The organism is Mucilaginibacter sp. P1_A3 (assembly GCF_056406855.1).
The window spans coordinates 904,212-921,298 of sequence record NZ_JBFTZJ010000001.1; the positions used below are offsets into that span (position 1 = coordinate 904,212).

Sequence of the window (17,087 nt, forward strand, 5' to 3'; positions counted from 1 at the left end):
GAAAATAAACCAATATAATACGTTACTTATAACCCATAATTAGTCAATTTTAAACACTGCGGCAACTGGCATATTTGCTTAATAGTAAATAAAATAATCGTATATAAATATAGTAAGCATTTTATATGTATTTTCGGTACAGTAATTGTTTACATGGATTAAATCACTACATCAGGTTAAACATTTTATGAATATTTACAAAAAACAAAACTCTGTGCATTGTTTTAACGTACACCTATTAGCTTTGCAAATCATTAAATTAAATATTCATTTGCAAAAACCCTAAAGCCTGATCTACTTATTAAATTGATAACAATTACATGCTTATAACTGCTTTTTAATTCAGATCCACCCCAATCAATAACATGAAGAGAACCTTACTAATTGTCGATGACGATTTAAGCATACTAAAATTACTCAATTTTATTCTTTCTAAAGATTATGATGTTGTTGTTAAAAACAATGGCATCGATGCCTTTGGTTGGTTGGAGGATGGCAATATGCCCGACTTGATACTTTCTGATCTTCAAATGCCTTATTTTGATGGCCAGTCATTTGCAAAAAATGTTAAGATAAGTGGTTTTTATCGCGACATTCCTGTTCTGTTATTATCTGCAGCTCATGATCTGGATGAGCAGGTAAGCAATATGCCATTTAAAATCGATGGATATATGCACAAACCATTTAAACCTAACGAGCTAAAATCAGCCATTAATCAACTCTTACAAGTTTATGAATCACCAAACGTCTGATTGGAACGAAAACTCTGGTTCGCACATTAAGATCGCTTACGCTGGGTTGGCTTTAAAAGACCTTATATTAACCGGCCTTAGTAATTTCAATATCCATCTTAACGATTCTATTGCCGAACTTGACCGTTATCTGGGCGAGCAGTCTATTTTAACAGTTCCGGATATTATCCTGATGGAAGTAGATGCTCATGGAAAATGCTTTGCTTTGGTTGAAGAAATTAAAAAAAGCTTTTTACTCAATGGCTCTATCATTGTTTTACTATCTGTTCAAAACGATAATACCCTTAAGAAAAAGGCGATGCAGCTGAAGGTGCATGATTTTTATAGCCTTCCTTTTTCTATTGATGACCTGCGCGAAAGATTAAATTTCCTGGTAACCTTTAAGTTGATAAAACCAAGGTTACTTGAACTTTCAAAAGAGGTTGATACTACTTATAAAATGCCGTTTGGAAAACGCATTATTGACCTTACCATATCAGGTTCGATGTTGTTTTTCCTATCTCCACTTTACCTGCTTATAGCGATAGCTATAAAGCTTGATTCAAAAGGGCCTGTGCTTTATAAAAGTAAGCGCGTTGGCACAGGCTACAAAGTATTTGATTTTTACAAATTCCGATCGATGAGGACTGATGCGGATCAGCTATTGGCTCAATTATCAACAGAGAATAATCAATACGCAACAGAAGGAGGCGGCGGCAATAAAGCTGCGTTTGTTAAAATTAAAAACGATCCGCGTATAACAAAGCTTGGCAACTTTTTACGCAACTCCAGCTTAGATGAACTTCCACAGCTCTTTAATATATTAGTTGGCGATATGTCTGTAGTTGGCAATAGACCATTACCTGTTTATGAAGCCGAAATGTTAACGTCGAACGAATGGTCGATGCGTTTCCTGGGCCCTGCCGGCTTAACAGGTTTGTGGCAAATCAGCAAACGTGGCAAAGAGGATATGTCTGAAAGAGAGCGGAAAAAACTGGATAACTTTTATGCTCAGAAGTACTCTATTTGGTTAGATTTACGGATTATTGTTGGAACGGTGCCAGCCCTCTTTCAAAAAGAAAAAGTATAAACAATGACTAAACATTTAAGAATTTTTTGTTTCTTATTAACTATCACCCTGTTTTCTAACCAATTACATGCACAGGAAACTTTTATAAACAATGTTAATTTCGCCTATCTTGATAAACTGGTAGCCGTTGCAAAAAAGAATTATCCCGAGGTTAAAGTAAGGCAAAGCCAGGTAAATGCTGCTCACAGCAATTACAATGCAACAAAATTTGCCTGGCTGGATGGATTAACTGCATCTTATATTTATAGTCCGCAAAATTTAGTTAACCAGGCGCAGCCCACCATATTTAAAGGCTACCAGCTGGCTATAACATTGAGTATTGGTCAATTATTTAAAAACCCTGCAGTTACTAATGCAGCGCATGAAACTTATAAAATTGCGCAATACCAGCAGGCTGAGTACATGCTCAACCTTGAAGCCCAGGTAAGAAAACTTTATTTTGCTTACCTTTCTGCCATGACCGAATTGAGGTTACGCTCGGGCGCGGTAACCGACGCCAGTAGCGCGGTTAAGCAATTAAAATATTCCTTTCAAAAAGGAGAAACAACTTTTCAGATCTATAATGAGCAATTAAATAGTTATTATAATCAAAATTCGTTTATGGTACAAGCTGAATTAGCAACGTGGACAACCAAAACTAATCTTGAAGAACTATTAGGTGTTAAATTAGAGGATATTAAATAAAAATGGAGATAACCAATTTTTTTAAGCTTTTAAAGAAATACAGATTAATACTAATTTTTTTACCGCTTGCAACCATAGTTGTATCATTTTACTTTGTTAAAAAACTACCGGATAACTATGTATCCCATGCGCAAATAGCAACCGGTATTATCGATGCATCGCGCCACCTGCTTGATAAGGATGCCAATACTAATGTTCAGGAACAACAGGTATTAAGTGAGTTTAGTAACCTCATGGCCATTATGAAGTTAAAGAAAATGGTTAACCAGGTTTCTTATTCGCTTATCATACATGACCTCAAGAATCCAAATGCGCCTTTTCGAAAACCCAGCAAGCAACTTGCAGAAATGCATGAATATGAGCGGGAACATGCACTAAAGGTTTTCCAGTATAAGTTTGATCACCTTGAAGCTTTATTGCTTTATAACAAACAGGAAAGCATTTTAAACGAACTGCTGCGCTCCATGAAATATGATGACGTTTCTCTGCGCAAGGAACTGTTAATATTCAGGGATGATGAAAGTGACTTTATATCCGTAAGTTTTGATTCAGAAAATCCACAATTATCCGCAACGGTGGTAAACGTATTGTGTACGCAATTTATTAGTTACTACACGCAAACAGTAAAGAAAAACGAATCAAACGCGGTCGCTTTTCTATCAGAACTACTGGATCAAAAAAGGAATGCCCTAAATAATAAAACAACTCAGCTTCAAAAATACAAGATAGATAATGGCATATTAAACCTTGATGAGCAGTCAAAAGCTATTTTTAGCCAGATACTTGTTTATAATGATAAAAAACAAGAAGCCGAAAAGAATATTGCTTCGTTTGAGGGTGCCCTTAAAACTATCAATGGCAAATTTGAGCCTTCAGACAGAAAATACTTAGAGTCAACCATAAGCAAATATAACCAGGCCATTACCTCAACCCAGGATGAACTTCATAACATTCAAAACAGGTATATACGCAGCAACTACGATCCTAAATATAAACCGGCATTAGATTCTGTTCAAAAAGCATTAGCGTCAGAAATCAATCAATCGTCAGATAAATACATAAGCAGCCCCCTTGTAGCTAAAGACGATCTTGTTAAGCAAAAATTAACGCTGGAAGTATCGCGCGATCTGGCTAAATACAGCATTCAATCTATCAATAGTGAGTTATCAGATCTAAACACAAAATTTGCCCGCCTGGTACCCTTTGATGCGAAGGTTAAAACTTATGATTTTGATATCGACATCGCCAGCAAAGAATACCTGGAAGTTTTAAATAAGTACAACGAAACTAACCTTAAATCAAACTTTTCCATTAAACTGATACAGGTAGAAATAGCTGCTCCAGAAGCACCGGAGCCATCAAAAAAAATGCTCCTTATTGGCTTAAGCGCCGTAGCAGTACTTTTTGTTTGCCTGTTTGTTTTGTTTTTATTGTTCTACCTTGATGATACCATTAAGGAACCTGCCGAACTGGTTAATAAAACACAATTACCATTGCTGGGCTATCTTAACAGAGTACATGGATCAAATCTTGATCTTAGAAAACTTTGGGACGTGGAGAACCGCGATAAAATGCGACAGTATAAAGAACTTTTACGATCAATAAGGTTTGAAATTGACCAGGAGCTTCGCGGAGAAAAGGTGATAGCGGTAACCAGCATGGGGGCTCACGACGGTAAAACTGTGTTTGCTACCAGCCTGGCTTACTCCTACTCCATGATCAATAAAAAAGTGTTGCTGATTGATGGAAACTTTGATAATCCCGCCCTTACACAGGCCACGCAACCTGCCTTGTTCCTGGAAGAGTATTTCAAAAACACGCCCTTTAATAACGTTGAAATAAGCAGCAGCACATCAAACGTTTTAGGTAACCATGCCGGCGATGTAACCCTACTTGAAATTGGCGACGAAGTTTTTATTAAAAGCCGCTTTGATAATCTTAGATCAAAATACGATATAATAATTATTGATACAGCGCCGTTGAGCTCATTAAACAAATCAAAAGAGTGGTTGTTGTTTGCCAATAAAACAATAGCTGTTTTTGAGGCCAACAGGAGTTTAACAAATGCGCAAAAAGCTCACCTGGCATTTTTAAAAAATCTTGGCGGTAAGTTTGGCGGCTGGGTGTTAAATAAAGCAACTTTTGATCTCAAAAAGAAATAGTTACTATTACAACCATTTCTAAATTATTGTTGATACACCTTTAGCTTTAATATTTATGAGAATAGACCCTATTGAAGCAAAACCAGATCCTTTTGAAAATTTAACACCACTGCAAAACAGATCGCGTAAGGCAGCTATCGCAATAGCTTTTATAGGTGTTTTTGTTTGGGTAATAAAAATTTTGGTTTTATAATTTCCTTGTCTACCACAAATGCAGAATGATAAAACAAATAACACCGAGGCAAAAGTAACATTTGGGCAAAGGCTACTTATGCAAAAGTTTTCTAACCCGTTTGTGCTTGTTTTTTTAGCACTAGCAGTAGTGTTTATCAGCCTGATAGTTTATAAGCTCGGCATTATTGGCTTCGGCGCTATTGTAGTAATTACCTTCGGCTTACCAATTTTATTTGGTATTGTGGCCTACCCCCAATTTGGGATAACCGTATTAATAATCACGTCATTTTTTATCAATTACGTTTCGGAATTTTTACCTGATGCGGTACCGATAGGAACCTTACTTGATGCAATAACCTACCTGCTTATTTTAGGTTTTTTTATCAAACAAAAAAGCGAAAATAACTGGACTTACTTTAAAAACCCAATCAGTACCTTAATTATAATATGGCTGGCGTACAACCTGCTGGAGGTAGCCAATCCATCTGCCTCATCCGTACTTGCATGGATTTATACGGTGCGCACGGTTGGCTTTATTATGCTCATGTATTTTGTGTTTGTTTACCATATCCGTTCGGTTAACTTCATTAAATACGTTTTTAAACTTTGGATTTTACTTGATGTTATTGCCGCTATTTCGGCCTTTCAGCAGGAAAACTTTGGCTTTTTACCTTTTGAAAAAAAATGGCTTTACTCCGATCCTCTTAGGGTGGGTTTACTGTTTATAAACGGACACATGCGTAAATTTGGCATTTTTTCAGATCCGGTTACCTTCTCCTATAACATGGTTATAGGTGCCTTGTTGTGTATAGCGCTTACCATGGGTAATATAGCCACCCGTAAAAAAATAATTTTAGGTTGCACGGCAGCATTTTTTCTGTATGTTATGCTTTACTCGGGCACAAGGGCGGCTTATGTTTTGCTGCCTGCCTCACTTGCTATATTAGCTGTGCTTAATTTTAACCGAAAGGTATTGATGTCAACTATTATAGCCGGCTTAATGCTCACTTTTTTAATTGTAGTACCAACATCAAATCCATCAATTAAAAGGTTCCAAACCGCCTTTAGCCCATCGGATGATCCATCGTATAATGTAAGGGCTGAAAATCAGAAGCGGATAAAGCCTTTTATTTTATCTCACCCATTGGGCGGAGGCCTTGGCTCTGTAGGTATTTGGGGCAGGCGTTTCTCGCCAAATTCCATGCTGGCTAAATTTCCGCCGGATAGTGGTTTCGTGCGTGTGGCTGTTGAAATGGGCTGGGTAGGATTAATCCTTTTTTGCACACTGTTTTTTGTGGTATTACGCAGTGGGATCAACTATTTCTTCCTCATTAAAGATCCCCGGCTTAAAAACTATTGCATGGCCATGGTACTGGTAATTTTTGCCTTTAACATAGGTAATTTTCCGCAACAGGCTATTGTACAATACCCTTCAAATATTATATTTTACCTGGCAATTGCCATAATAGTAGCTTGCAAACGCCTGGATACAGTGCAACAAAAACGCCTGGAAGAGAGCAACAATATGAGTAAAGTATTATTACCACAATAGCATTAAACCAGATGTCAGTAATAGCCCAAATAAAATCAAGCCCGAGGTTAAAAAGTTTAGTTCATTGGATGCTGATACCTACCGGCGAATCAAGGCCAAGGCTATGGGTACGTTGGTTTATTACTCCTTTTTATCACCATCGCGGTAAAGGCGCCGTTGTAAGGTATTATGCCCGTTTAGATATATTCCCTTTCAATAAATTTTCATTAGGAAGTAAAAGCATTATTGAAGATTTCGCCACTATTAATAATGGCGTTGGAGATGTGACAATAGGCGATAATTGTGGCATTGGCATAGGCAATGTAATCATTGGCCCGGTAAATATGGGCAACTATGTAATGCTTGCTCAAAACATTGTAATATCGGGCCTTAACCACGGCTATGAGGATGTAACTCTCCCACCAAGGGTACAAAAAGTGGTAACCAAACAGATAACCATTTGCGACAATGTTTGGGTGGGTGCCAATAGCGTAATCACTGCAGGCGTAACTATAGGTAAGCATGCTATTATAGGTGCGGGCAGCGTGGTTACAAAGAATATTCCCGAATATTCCGTGGCTGTGGGTAACCCGGCAAAAGTCATTAAAAAGTACAATTTCACAACAAACAACTGGGAAAAAACGTAATAAACAATTAATGGGGGTTTTTAAAAAACTTATAAACAAGCACACTCTTTCTTTAGCAAGTAATGCCATAATGCCTGTTTTGGGCATGGCTATATTAGCACTAATGGCGCGCCATCTCACCAAAACCGACTTTGGCGATTACATTTTCTTCTTGGTTATATTCACCCTGGCAGATACCTTCAGAACAGGATTCCTGCAAACATCCCTTATAAAATACTATGCTGGTACCAGTCCCGAAAGGGCGGCAAATGTTGCTGGTTCGGCCTGGTACATCGGTTTAACTATCGTATTTACTTTTGGTTTGGGTAATTTGCTGGTATACCTTTTCTTTTGCTACTTTGGCACCAGCCCCAATATGTTCACTATATTAATGTGGTTCGGTATCACTTACCTGTGCTCGCTACCAACCGCAATAGCAACCTGGATATTACAGGCCGAGGAACGTTTTGATAAACTTTTCCTGTTACAACTTATTAACCAGGGTGGCTTCTTTATATTTATTTTACTGCTGATAGTGTTTCATCGTGCCAATTTTCAAAATGCTATTTATTGCTATTGTTTAAATAACATCATCAGCAGCTTAATCACCGTTTTTAATGGCTGGTCAAAAATAAAAACCATAAGCAGTAAAAGTTGGGCATCTGTAAAGGAGCTTGCCCATTTTGGTAAATTTAGTGTGGGCACATCCATCAGCTCCTATCTGTTGCGCAGTTCTGATACCATTATTATTAAAATGATGTTTCCTGATAGCTTGCTGGGCGTTTATTATATTCCGCAGCGGTTGATGGAGATCTTTGAGATTCCGTTAAGAGCATTTATTGCAACTGCATTACCTGTTATGTCGGCAGCAGTGCACCGGGAAGATAAAAAGCATGTATCCTACATCATGAAAAAGTATGCAGGGATGCTTACCATCGCCCTGATACCTGTAGCTGTAGTTGCTTTTTTACTGGCCGATTTGATTATAGGTTTATTATTTGGCAGTGCCTACCAGCACTCAGATGCAGGTAATATCTTCCGCATATTTATGTGCTTTGTAATGCTGCTACCTATTGACAGATTTTTTGGAATAACACTGGATATTATTGGAAAGCCCCATTTAAATATGATAAAAGTTTTCATCATGCTGGCTGTAAATGTAAGTGCCGATTTTGCAGGCATATTTATATTTCACAGTTTGTATGGCGTAGCAATAGCATCCATTTTCACATTTTTTGCCGGGGCTATTTTTGGTTACTGGGCACTTAAAAAACATTTAGAGTTTTCAATTAAAGATATATTCTATTTAGGATACCTTGAGTTGATAGAATTATTAGGCGTTTTTTATAATAAGATCAGAAAAAAGGAAACCGGTCAAATTTAATATGGAACTCAGGAACCGTAATATCATCATATTTTCGCAGATGCAGTTTGATGGCCGACTTGAATCAACAAACTACACTATGGCCAGGCACCTGGCTGAGCATAACAATGTGTACTATGTAGACAGACCCTTTACCTGGAAAGATTATATTAAATTTAAAGATACCCCAGAATTTAAGATCAGGAAGCCTCATTTCTTTTCTTCGGTGAATAGTATTATTCAAACAGAGATACCCAATCTTAAAATTGTTATATCTCCACCGGTACCATCAATTAATATGCTGCCCGAAGGAAAACTTTACCGTATTGCAGCAAGGATTAATGAATTGATAGTTGGGCGGCGACTAAAAAAAGTGATCAAAAATTTAAATATCACCGATTACATTTACATTAACTCTTACAATTACACCTACCCTACTTTTCACAACCTGATAAAGCCGGTGCTAACAGTTTATCACTGTGTTGACCCATTGGTAGAGATCTACCAAACCAAACATGGCTTAATATCAGAGGATATCGTGGTTAAAAGTGTCGACCTGGTAATTTGCACCAGTAAAGCGTTAAGGGATAACAAACTTAAATTAAACCCAAATTCGCATTTTATACCCAATGCGGCAAACATTAGCCATAGCCAAAAAGCACTTGACCCTAAATTGCCTGTTGCTGATATTTTATCAGGCATTAATAAACCTGTAATAGGTTACTTTGGCAATATTGAGCGCCGCATCGATTATAATTTACTTACAGAGCTACTGGCACAAAACCAGGATAAAAATTTCGCGTTCATCGGCCCGGTTGATGTTGATTACGTTGACATGCCCGCGTTTAAAGAAAACAATGCCTTTGTAAAAGGCGCTGTACCCTATGAGCAAATGCCGGCCGTTTTAAAAGGCTTTGATGTTGCTATTATTCCCTTTAAAAAAGATGAAGTGAGCAATTCCATATTTCCGTTAAAACTATTTGAATACCTGGGTTCGGGCAAACCGGTAGTGTCATCTAATTTTAACAGCGACTTACAGGAATTTACCGGCGATAGTGTTGCGTATTGCAAAACATCAATAGAGTTTACACTTGCCATAAACAATGCGTTAAAGGATACACCTGAATTGCAACAAAAAAGGCTGGCCGTTGCAGCAGAAAATACCTGGGAGCATAGAATTATTGAAATAGAAAAGCTTTTGGCATTAAATTTAGAAACTAACAATAACGCATTAAATTCATAATAATGCAACATTACCCTAAAAAAGACAGTAAAAGTCTTTATAACATATTATAAGCATGGAGATTATTAGGTTTATTGCTTCTTTAATAATGAGTATAGCTTTTATATATCTCGGTATATATTGTATTTATCTGTTTATATTCTCTGTATTGGGGAAATTAGTTCCCATTAAATACCCACCCGCTGCTACCTCGTTAAGTAAATTTGTTATTTATATATGCGCTTATAAAGAAGATGAAATTTTATTAAACTCGGCGGTGGGTGCATTGACACTTGATTACCCGGCTGATAAATTTCACATCTGCATTATAGCCGATTCGCTTCAACCCGAAACACTTGAAAAACTAAGAAAACTGCCCCTGCAGGTAGTGGAAGTTTTTTTTGAGAATAGTACAAAATCAAAAGCACTGAATAAAGCCATTGAAAATACCGCGGATGGCTTTGATGCGGCCATTGTATACGATATTGATAACGTTGCCGCTCCCGATTACCTTTACCAGATCAACAATTATCTACAGGCTGGTGAAAAGGTGGTTCAAGGGCACAGAATAGCAAAAAACACTAATACAAACGTTGCCATACTTGATGCGATAAGCGAAGAAATCAATAACCATATTTTCAGGAAATCCCAACGGGTATTAAACCTTTCGGCAGCCATTATTGGTTCGGGGATGGCGCTTGAATATAATTTATTTAAGGTTACCATGAGTCAAATTGACGCGGTTGGTGGCTTTGATAAGGAAATGGGGCTAATACTTACGCGTCAAAAAATAAGCGTGGCCTATGCCGAAAAAGCTTTTGTATACGATGAAAAGGTAAGCAACCCCGAGGTATTTAAAAAACAACGCAAAAGATGGCTATCTGCACAATTCAATTTATTGCGTGTATATGGCTTGAGCGGCCTTCGTGAATTATTCATGAACGGCAACTTTGATTATTTTAATGAAATATATCAAATGTCGATATTACCACGGGTATTGATGTTGGGAATAATGCCATTTATGTTATTCATATCAATATTAACGCCAGGCATCGGCCCATCATGGCATTTATGGCTTGTAGCTACACTATGTTGTTATATTGCTATTGTTGTTGCTATACCCGGTGATTATTTTAACAGCAAATTATTCAATGCTGCACTTAAATTGCCACTCATATTTTTCACGATGTTATTGCTGTTGTTTAAATTAAAAGGTGCAAATAAAAAATTTATTCATACACCGCACGACCATACAGCAGTATAAATCGTAAGTATGAAAATATAAACGGTCGATATATATAGTTTAATTATGTAAATCCCTTGTTGTTCAGATTAAATATTAGAAAGATACCCCAATATGGATGCTCACGAAAAAACCGATAGTTTAAGCTTATTAAACAATACCGTGGCTGATTATCCTAAAGATAAAGCGCTGCATCACCTGCTTGCCGAACAGGCATTTAAGAATCCTGATAAAATAGCTATAGTATTTGAAGATCGTTCGCTAAGCTTCAAAAATGTAAATGAAGCTGCTAACAAACTGGCTAAACATTTACTAACATACAATATCAAAACCGGCGACATTATTGGGTTAGCACTCGACAGATCGCCTGAGATGGTAATTTCTTTGCTGGCGATCTTAAAAACAGGTGCCGCTTATGTACCTCTTGATCCTGAATACCCGAAAGACCGCGTTGAGTTTATGATGGAAGATTCGGCGGCAAAAATATTGTTGACGTCTGAAAAGTTTAAAAATCATTTTATCACGGTTGCAAAGGAAGTGTTGATAGAAGATGCTTTTGATAAATTTGATAACTACTCTGCAGATGAGCCCGAAACAGTAGTTAGTGGAGATGATCTTGCTTATGTCTTGTTTACCTCAGGTTCCACAGGGAAACCTAAAGGCGTACAAATAAAACACCATAACCTGGTCAACTTTTTGCTGAGTATGGCCAAGGAGCCAGGCCTCACTCCTGCTGATAACCTATTGGCGGTAACTACTATATCTTTTGATATAGCTGGCCTTGAATTATTTTTACCTTTATTGGTTGGATCAAAACTTATAGTTACCGATGCCATAACTGCAAAGGATGGCCGCGCATTGCTCGATTTGTGCAATAGCCAAAAAATTACCGTTATGCAGGCCACTCCTTATACATGGCGCGTAATGCTGGAAGCTGGCTGGGAACAAAAACTACCTCTTAAAATACTTTGTGGCGGTGAAGCTTTGCCAAAAGACCTCATCAATAAACTGATTGCACGTAGTTTAGAATTGTGGAATATGTATGGCCCTACCGAAACTACAGTATGGTCCACAGTAAAACTGATCGTGAACGATACCGACATCACCATTGGCAAGCCAATTGATAACACACAGGTATACATACTGGATGAGAAGCTTAATAACTTTACCGATGGAACCGTTGGCGAAATTTATATAGGTGGTGATGGTGTTGCTAAAGGTTACTTAAACAGGCCCGAACTAACTGATGAAAGATTTGTTGATGATATATTCTCGGGGATTGCGGGCAGCAAAATGTATCGTACCGGTGATTTAGGAAAAATCCGTGAAGACGGTGAGATAATTTGCCTTGGCCGGATTGACCACCAGGTGAAAGTGAGGGGTTACCGCATCGAACTTGAGGAGATAGAGCAAAATCTCATAAAAGAAGAAAATATAAAACAGGCTGTTGTTATAGCCCGCGAAGATACCCCCGGAAACCCACGTCTGGTTGCCTATGTTATTGTAAACGAACTGATAAACAGCACTGATTTAAAACAACAGTTTGATTCCTGGCAGCAGGGTTTACTTGCAGCATTACCAGAGTATATGGTGCCCGATGATTTTGTGATAATGGAAGTTATACCGATAACGCCCAATGGCAAAATAGACAGGAAGGCATTACCCAAACCTGATTACGGCAATATACAACGCACAGGCGAATTTGTTGCGCCGCGAACTGCCAACGAAAAACTGGTTGCAGAAATATGGCAGCAATTGATGGGAATTGAGAACATCAGTATGACTGATAACTTTTTTGAATTGGGTGGCAGATCATTAGTTGCTGTACAGATCATGGCACGTATTGAAAAAGAAACCGGTAAACGCCTGCCCCTGGCTACCTTGTTTGAATACGCTACTATTGAAAAACTGGCTGCAAGACTCGAGATCGACCCGTCATCAATAACCTGGGAATCTCTGGTGCCTATTAAGCCAAGCGGCAGCAAAATGCCCTTATACATTGTACATGGTGCAGGCTTAAACGTTTTGCTTTTTAACGCGCTGGCCATGAACATGGATGCAGAACAACCCGTGTATGGCTTACAGGCAAGAGGGCTTAACGGTGTTGACGAACCATTGGATGTAATGGAAGAAATTGCCACTAATTATATAACAGAAATAGTAGCCAAAAACCCGGATGGGCCATACGCCCTTGCGGGATACTCCCTGGGAGGAATTATTGCTTTTGAAATGGCAAAACAATTAATGGCTGCCGGTAAAGAGGTGAAAATGCTGGCCATGTTTGATACTTTTGCAGAGCAATCAACCGTTAACGACCCTGCATTAAAGAGAACCATTAATAATACTACTTTCCTGCTTAAGCAAATCGGCCATAGCCTGGTGTTACTTACGGAAGACCCCAAACGGACCATTGAGTATAAAAGCCTTGTTATTAAACGCAGGATCATCAAATTTTTCTGGAAGCTATTTCCTGGTAAAGATGAAAAGAAAGAAGGCTTTTTTGCTTATGATAATGAGATAGACGAAGCCAGCGAAAAGGCTTTGCGCAATTATATTTTAACACCGCTAAATATTGCGATTGAATTATTCAGAGCAAAAAAACGCACTTTTTACATGGTTGATTTTGATTTCCTGGGTTGGCGCCCCTTTGCACTAAAAGGCGTTAACGTACATGAAATACCTGGCGAACACAATACCATATTTGCACCACCAAATGATAAAGAATTTGCTGTTGTATTACAGGAGTGTTTGGATAAGGTAACAAAAAGCTAAGGTATATATGAAGTGGTAACATTAATTGGATAAATGGTGCCAAAATTGGATAACTAAGGTTAGGTATGCCAAACACTGCAGTTCTTGAAAAAAATAAGACAAAAGTATTCTTCCCCAATTTAAATGGAGTAAGGGCTTTGGCTGCGCTCATGGTTGTAGTATCACATATCGAGCTTCATAAAACCATTTTTAATTTAAATAGAATTCCCGGGGTCGACCTTTTGAATTTTGGCAAAACAGGTGTTACCATTTTTTTTGCGCTCAGCGGGTTTCTGATAACTTATTTATTGCTCGAAGAAAAACGAAATTTTACCACCGTCAATTTCAAAGGCTTTTATATGCGAAGGCTTTTGAGGATATGGCCTTTATATTTCCTGGTGGTTTTTATTGGGTTTTCGTTTTTCCCCGGTGGCTCAACTTCTGCTTTCTGGCTTTCGGTTTTGTTTTTACCCAATTTAGCTTTTTGCCTGCAAATGCTCCCCTCTATTTTTGACCCCATTTGGTCTATAGGTACTGAAGAACAATTTTATATATTTCATCCTCATTTCTTCAGGCTCAAAAAGCTCCAGCATATTTTTTACGCCCTGTTAATATTCATATTGTTCATTTGGGGGCTGCAATTGACGGTTGATTATTTGCTGCAACATCACCCAATGTATTCATCATTACATCAATTAATGTATTATTCACGGTTTGATAATATGATGATTGGGGCTGCCGTAGCAGTTTTATATTACAATACAAAACATCCGGAATTTGATTTTAAGTTTCAAAACACCTTCAATAGCATATTTAAAAAATGGTTTCAGGTAACATTGCTGATTGTTTTTGCGGCGTACCTTGTACTGTATTTATGTTACGATATCCCTCATGGTGATGTGTTGATAGCGCTATTGGCTTCTTTGCTAATTGTTAACCTTTGCGAAACAAAAACAAGTATTTACTCACTTCAGCATAAATACGTTAACTATATAGGGCAAATTTCCTACGGTATATATCTTTTACACAAATTTGTGTTGTTTTTGGTATTATACCTTGTTCAAAAATATTTTACACAGGGAAGCATGATCATTGAAAATGTAATTATTTATGGAGCAACCATAACTGGCGTTATTGCTTTGGCTTCCGCATCTTATTATGGTTATGAAAAACCATTTTTAAGGATAAAAAAAAGATTCCAGAAAATCACACAATGACAATCTTATCCAATTCATTTATCAAAATAAATGGTCAACTTTTAGTACCCATAATCCGTAAAACCGTAGCTATCACTATATCCGCGTAGATGAAAAAAATCTCTATTGTTACCGTAAATTTTAATCAGCCAACTATTACCGAAGAACTGCTTTCATCAATAGAAAAAACAAACACCTACACCAATATTGAAATAATTATTGTTGATAATGCCAGCAAAATAAACCCGGTACCGGATTGGGCCATAAAATATCCGGGCATTAAGTTAATCCGGTCGGATATTAACCTTGGTTTTGCCGGGGGGAATAATCTTGGTATAAAACAAGCCTCGGGCGATTACCTGTTCCTGGTAAACAATGATACCGAATTTACTGCGGGTTTAATTGAAAAGCTGGTTGATATATTGGATACTCATGAGGACGTGGGTATGATATCACCCATGATAAAATACTATAACGATAAACAACTGATACAATACGCGGGCTACACCCCTATGAATTATTATACCTGCCGCAATAGCTGTATTGGTTTGCGCCAAAAAGATGAAGGGCAATTCAATCATATCATTGGCCCTACCGCTTATTGCCATGGCGCGGCTATGATGATCAGGAATGAAGCCATAAACAAGGCAGGTTTAATGGCCGAAAACTTCTTCCTATATTATGAAGAGGTAGACTGGTGCGAAAACATTCTGCGCGCGGGCTATAAAGCCTGGGTGAATACAGATGCGTTGATCTATCATAAAGAATCGGTATCGGTAGGCAAAAAAAGCAAGCTGAAGGAGTATTTCATGAACCGTAACCGCATACTTTTTACCCGCCGCAATGCGCCTTTGTTTAAAAAATTGTTTTTTTATGCCTATTTCCTGTTAATGGTTGTGCCCCGTAACCTGATAACCTATACTAAACACAAAAACTACAACTTTATCCCCATGCTATTTAAAGCAGTCTGGTGGAATTTTACCCACTCAAAAACCAGCAATAACTTAGGTTACCCCATTAATACCATATCATGAAGATCATTTTAATAATAAGCCTGATTATTGTTTTTTACACTTTTGCGGGTTATGGCATACTACTGTATTTTATTATCAAACTTAAAAGGCTGGTAAAAGGACCTAAAAAAGTTGTGCCAGAAAACCTTGGACTATTACCTACCTGTACACTGGTAATAGCCGCTTATAATGAGGAGTATTTTATTAAGGATAAAATAGCTAACAGCCTTTTGTTGAATTATCCGGCAGGAAAACTAAAAATAATTTTCATAACCGACGGATCATCAGACAATACGCCAGCTATTATTGCCAACCATCCTCAAATACAGCTACTTCACCAACCACAGCGCGCCGGTAAAATAGCAGCCGTGCATCGTGCTATGGATTTTGTAAACACCGATGCCGTAGTTTTTACCGATGCCAATACATTTTTAAATAAAGATGCATTAATAAAGATCTGCAGGCATTACATCGATCCGACAGTAGGAGCTGTTGCCGGCGAAAAGCGCGTACACTTTGACGAAAACGCCGATGCCAGTGCCGCCGGTGAAGGTTTTTACTGGAAATACGAATCAGCTCTTAAAAAATGGGATTCGGAACTTTATTCCGTTGTAGGTGCCGCGGGCGAATTGTTTAGCGTTAGGCGTTCGCTTTACCAGGCGGTTGAGTCTGATACAGTGCTGGATGACTTTATGATATCAATGCTCATTGCCGAAAAGGGTTACCGTATTGTATATGAGCCGGAAGCTTACGCTACCGAAACCGCATCTGAGAATGTATCCGAAGAATTAAAAAGAAAAATACGGATTGCGGCAGGTGGCATACAATCTATATTACGGTTAAAAAGCCTGTTCAACCCCTTCCCTTACCCAATATTATCATTTCAATATATTAGTCACCGCGTATTAAGGTGGACGGTTACCCCCTTCCTGCTCATATTGTCATTTGCCTTAAACCTGGCATTGGCTTTTGAGCCCGATAGCCAGGGATGGAAACTGCTTTTATTTGCACAGGTATTATTTTACCTGCTGGCCTTTTTAGGTTACGTAATGGAGAAGAAACAATTACGCATCAAAATACTTTTTATACCCTATTATTTCTGCGTAATGAATTATGCGGTTTTGGCCGGAATATTGAGGTATTTTACAACAACTCAAAGCGCGGTTTGGGAAAAGGCACAACGAAAACAATAATGAACTGTATGGTAAACTAATTTTTGTTTACAGCGTTTATAACAACTTAATTAATATTATTGCGTATAAATAAATATACAATAAATTTGTTAGTATAAAATGGTGTTT

At 37.9% G+C, this 17,087-nt stretch carries 13 protein-coding genes; all 13 read left to right on the top strand.

The features are described from left to right. Positions 1-365: 365 nt before the first annotated feature. The 13 genes from AC1D0K_RS03640 (at position 366) to AC1D0K_RS03700 (ending at position 16,979) form a co-directional block, all read left to right on the top strand. Positions 366-752 carry a response regulator gene (locus AC1D0K_RS03640; RefSeq protein WP_295716986.1) on the top strand — a complete coding sequence of 129 codons (387 nt, stop codon included), beginning with the start codon at positions 366-368 and terminating at the stop codon, positions 750-752. Then, a complete protein-coding gene (locus AC1D0K_RS03645) occupies positions 733-1,821 on the top strand; it encodes a sugar transferase (RefSeq protein WP_295716987.1) in 1,089 nt (362 codons plus the stop codon). The genes AC1D0K_RS03640 and AC1D0K_RS03645 overlap by 20 nt, the downstream gene beginning before the upstream one ends. Before the next feature lie 3 nt (positions 1,822-1,824). Further along, the gene (locus AC1D0K_RS03650; protein WP_477399428.1) at positions 1,825-2,505 is read left to right on the top strand and encodes a TolC family protein; all 681 of its coding nucleotides are present in this window, start codon (positions 1,825-1,827) and stop codon (positions 2,503-2,505) included. A gap of 2 nt (positions 2,506-2,507) precedes the next feature. Beyond that, complete coding sequence (locus AC1D0K_RS03655; protein ID WP_477399430.1) at positions 2,508-4,667, top strand: exopolysaccharide transport family protein; 2,160 nt, start codon at positions 2,508-2,510, stop codon at positions 4,665-4,667. A gap of 271 nt (positions 4,668-4,938) precedes the next feature. Continuing rightward, complete coding sequence (locus tag AC1D0K_RS03660) at positions 4,939-6,393, top strand: O-antigen ligase family protein (protein ID WP_477399432.1); 1,455 nt, start codon at positions 4,939-4,941, stop codon at positions 6,391-6,393. Between the two features lie 11 nt (positions 6,394-6,404). After that, the gene (locus AC1D0K_RS03665; RefSeq protein WP_477442342.1) at positions 6,405-7,019 is read left to right on the top strand and encodes an acyltransferase; all 615 of its coding nucleotides are present in this window, start codon (positions 6,405-6,407) and stop codon (positions 7,017-7,019) included. Between the two features lie 10 nt (positions 7,020-7,029). Then, on the top strand, positions 7,030-8,382 hold the full coding sequence (locus AC1D0K_RS03670) for an oligosaccharide flippase family protein (protein WP_477392993.1): 1,353 nt from the start codon (positions 7,030-7,032) through the stop codon (positions 8,380-8,382). Between the two features lies 1 nt (position 8,383). After that, a complete protein-coding gene (locus AC1D0K_RS03675; protein ID WP_477392991.1) occupies positions 8,384-9,604 on the top strand; it encodes a glycosyltransferase family protein in 1,221 nt (406 codons plus the stop codon). Positions 9,605-9,692: 88 nt separating this feature from the next. Continuing rightward, complete coding sequence (locus AC1D0K_RS03680) at positions 9,693-10,847, top strand: glycosyltransferase family 2 protein (protein WP_477442344.1); 1,155 nt, start codon at positions 9,693-9,695, stop codon at positions 10,845-10,847. A gap of 93 nt (positions 10,848-10,940) precedes the next feature. Then, the gene (locus AC1D0K_RS03685; RefSeq protein WP_477442346.1) at positions 10,941-13,598 is read left to right on the top strand and encodes a non-ribosomal peptide synthetase; all 2,658 of its coding nucleotides are present in this window, start codon (positions 10,941-10,943) and stop codon (positions 13,596-13,598) included. 65 nt (positions 13,599-13,663) lie between these two features. Continuing rightward, positions 13,664-14,794 (top strand): acyltransferase family protein, encoded by a 1,131-nt coding sequence (locus AC1D0K_RS03690; RefSeq protein WP_477392987.1) that lies wholly within the window; start codon positions 13,664-13,666, stop codon positions 14,792-14,794. An 89-nt stretch (positions 14,795-14,883) separates the two neighbouring features. Then, the gene (locus AC1D0K_RS03695) at positions 14,884-15,807 is read left to right on the top strand and encodes a glycosyltransferase family 2 protein (RefSeq protein ID WP_477392985.1); all 924 of its coding nucleotides are present in this window, start codon (positions 14,884-14,886) and stop codon (positions 15,805-15,807) included. Then, the gene (locus AC1D0K_RS03700; RefSeq protein WP_477392983.1) at positions 15,804-16,979 is read left to right on the top strand and encodes a glycosyltransferase family 2 protein; all 1,176 of its coding nucleotides are present in this window, start codon (positions 15,804-15,806) and stop codon (positions 16,977-16,979) included. The genes AC1D0K_RS03695 and AC1D0K_RS03700 overlap by 4 nt, the downstream gene beginning before the upstream one ends. Positions 16,980-17,087: the final 108 nt, after the last annotated feature.

Excerpts from the sequence above, each read along its gene's own strand:
- AC1D0K_RS03650 (WP_477399428.1), top strand. The coding sequence starts at position 1,825 with ATGACTAAACATTTAAGAATTTTTTGTTTCTTATTAACTATCACCCTG.
- AC1D0K_RS03660 (WP_477399432.1), top strand. The coding sequence starts at position 4,939 with ATGCAAAAGTTTTCTAACCCGTTTGTGCTTGTTTTTTTAGCACTAGCA.
- AC1D0K_RS03695 (WP_477392985.1), top strand. The coding sequence starts at position 14,884 with ATGAAAAAAATCTCTATTGTTACCGTAAATTTTAATCAGCCAACTATT.
- AC1D0K_RS03675 (WP_477392991.1), top strand. The coding sequence starts at position 8,384 with ATGGAACTCAGGAACCGTAATATCATCATATTTTCGCAGATGCAGTTT.
- AC1D0K_RS03640 (WP_295716986.1), top strand. The coding sequence starts at position 366 with ATGAAGAGAACCTTACTAATTGTCGATGACGATTTAAGCATACTAAAA.
- AC1D0K_RS03700 (WP_477392983.1), top strand. The coding sequence starts at position 15,804 with ATGAAGATCATTTTAATAATAAGCCTGATTATTGTTTTTTACACTTTT.
- AC1D0K_RS03690 (WP_477392987.1), top strand. The coding sequence starts at position 13,664 with ATGCCAAACACTGCAGTTCTTGAAAAAAATAAGACAAAAGTATTCTTC.
- AC1D0K_RS03680 (WP_477442344.1), top strand. The coding sequence starts at position 9,693 with ATGAGTATAGCTTTTATATATCTCGGTATATATTGTATTTATCTGTTT.
- AC1D0K_RS03645 (WP_295716987.1), top strand. The coding sequence starts at position 733 with ATGAATCACCAAACGTCTGATTGGAACGAAAACTCTGGTTCGCACATT.
- AC1D0K_RS03670 (WP_477392993.1), top strand. The coding sequence starts at position 7,030 with ATGGGGGTTTTTAAAAAACTTATAAACAAGCACACTCTTTCTTTAGCA.
- AC1D0K_RS03655 (WP_477399430.1), top strand. The coding sequence starts at position 2,508 with ATGGAGATAACCAATTTTTTTAAGCTTTTAAAGAAATACAGATTAATA.
- AC1D0K_RS03665 (WP_477442342.1), top strand. The coding sequence starts at position 6,405 with ATGTCAGTAATAGCCCAAATAAAATCAAGCCCGAGGTTAAAAAGTTTA.
- AC1D0K_RS03685 (WP_477442346.1), top strand. The coding sequence starts at position 10,941 with ATGGATGCTCACGAAAAAACCGATAGTTTAAGCTTATTAAACAATACC.